This is a genomic window from Pseudactinotalea sp. HY160, assembly GCF_009372055.1.
Classification (GTDB): Bacteria; Actinomycetota; Actinomycetes; order Actinomycetales; family Beutenbergiaceae; genus HY158.
In genome coordinates this window covers 259,076-260,726 of sequence record NZ_WHMT01000003.1, presented here as the reverse complement: position 1 = coordinate 260,726, position 1,651 = coordinate 259,076, and the positions used below count along the sequence as shown (strand labels likewise).

Annotated in this window: 2 protein-coding genes and 2 pseudogenes; all 4 read left to right on the top strand. The window is 57.8% G+C overall.

All coding sequences use genetic code 11. The features are described from left to right. Positions 1–367: 367 nt before the first annotated feature. A complete protein-coding gene (locus GCG21_RS16150) occupies positions 368–526 on the top strand; it encodes a hypothetical protein (protein WP_194164955.1) in 159 nt (52 codons plus the stop codon). Positions 527–615: 89 nt separating this feature from the next. Further along, positions 616–831: pseudogene (locus GCG21_RS17205) on the top strand (IS3 family transposase); the annotation flags it as partial. A gap of 188 nt (positions 832–1,019) precedes the next feature. Beyond that, positions 1,020–1,154: pseudogene (locus tag GCG21_RS16625) on the top strand (IS3 family transposase); the annotation flags it as partial. 257 nt (positions 1,155–1,411) lie between these two features. After that, a partial coding sequence (locus GCG21_RS16620) for a hypothetical protein (protein ID WP_227993244.1) occupies positions 1,412–1,651 on the top strand: 240 nt, incomplete at its 3' end.

The window sequence follows — 1,651 nt, the reverse complement described above, 5'->3', positions numbered from 1 at the left end:
AACGCACCGGCCGCGGATTCAGGAACTCCGCCAACTACAAGGCCCGTATACTCCTGGCCAGCGCCGCTCGAGCAGCAGCGCGAACACCAATCACAGCAGGCCTTTCACCACGAACCGCGTAGAGCCGGTATTGCCGGCGACGTCGTCTTGTTCTGACCGTGCTCACCCAGCCCCGGAGAGCCTACGGTTCCCGAATTCAAGACCCGCTACGATGGGCCTGAAGGAAATGAGGAGCCATGTCGAAGTATCGTCGCAGCTCCACACCTGAGTGTAAGGAGGAGGCTGCAGGCTCGTGATTGATTCTTCTCGTCCGGTCGCTGAGGGGGCGCGTGAAATCGGGGTGAACGAGCAAACGCTGCGGAATTGAGTGAACGCGTACCGCACGACTCATGCCGGTGCGGAGCCGCCCTTGTCGATGTCCGAGCGTGAGGAACTGCGGAAGTTGAAGGTTGAGAACCGTGAACTGAAGCTGAAGAGCGAGTTCGCGGGAAAAGCCGTGGCCTTCTTCGCCCAGGAATATCGGTGAGCGCTCAGGTTGAGTTCATCGACGGCGAGAAGGCCACACTGGCGGCCGACGGTCGTCCGAAGTACGCGATCGTGAAGATGTGCTAATGGATGGAAGTCTCGACCTCTGGATTTTATGAATGGCTGAGTAGGCCCCTGTCCGCAACGGCGCAACGACGGGAGGAGGTGAAACTCGTCATCGTAAAGATCTTCAAGGATTCTGATGGTACGTACGGCTACCGCCGGCTCCATGCCGAGCTGGGGCGCCTGGGCGTGGAAGCGAGTCCAGAGTTCGTACGCGGGCTGGTGCGGGAACTCGGCCTTGTTGTGTGCAAGCCTCGCCCGTGGCGTCACAGTCTGACCGAGTCCGGGCAAGCGGGGCCGATCGGCCATGGCATTATCGTAACATATCCCGGTTCGCCCTACGGACTGCCGGATATTGTGTCGGTCGAGGACGTCGGCGAACTCATTGGACGTAGAGTTCAAGCCTCGATCGGAGCCCCCAGTACCCGACGCGTAAGCACGCACGTCGCGACATTGCACGGTACATCGAATCCTGCTACAATTCCGAGCGTATCCACTCGACGCTCGGGTACCACACCCCACCAGAAGTCGGGCAACAGTACTGGAACGGCGTCATGGCGGCATGACGGACCACTAAGACGTATCCGCAAAACGTAGGGCCGCTCAAGTGAATCAAAGATGAAACGCTAGCCGGCAACTTGATGTGCCGCCGGAGGAAGTAGGTTGTTGTGGATAGCAAGTTGATCGTCGTAGCGGTGTGTGCTTTTTTGTCTTGATCATCGGGAGCATGGCACTTCGCAGAGTGAGGGGTTCTCGGGTTGCGAATCAAGCGAAACAGTATGCTGCTGAACGTAACTGGCAATATGTCCCTTCTGATAGCGGTGTGGTGACGAAGTACCCGCAGCTCTACCCCTTTTATGTCTCCGGTAGGTCCACATCCAGTCCGGGTATAAGTTTCGGCGACAGCAGCACAGATGCCGCGCTCGATGTGCTCCGCTTCCAATCGGGTGACTACCCGGGTGAATCATTTACGTACACCTACACGACCCACGAAAACGACTCAAGCGGTAGTTCGAACCCAAAACGCCACTTCTGGCATATTGTAGGTCTGGAACTCCCAATA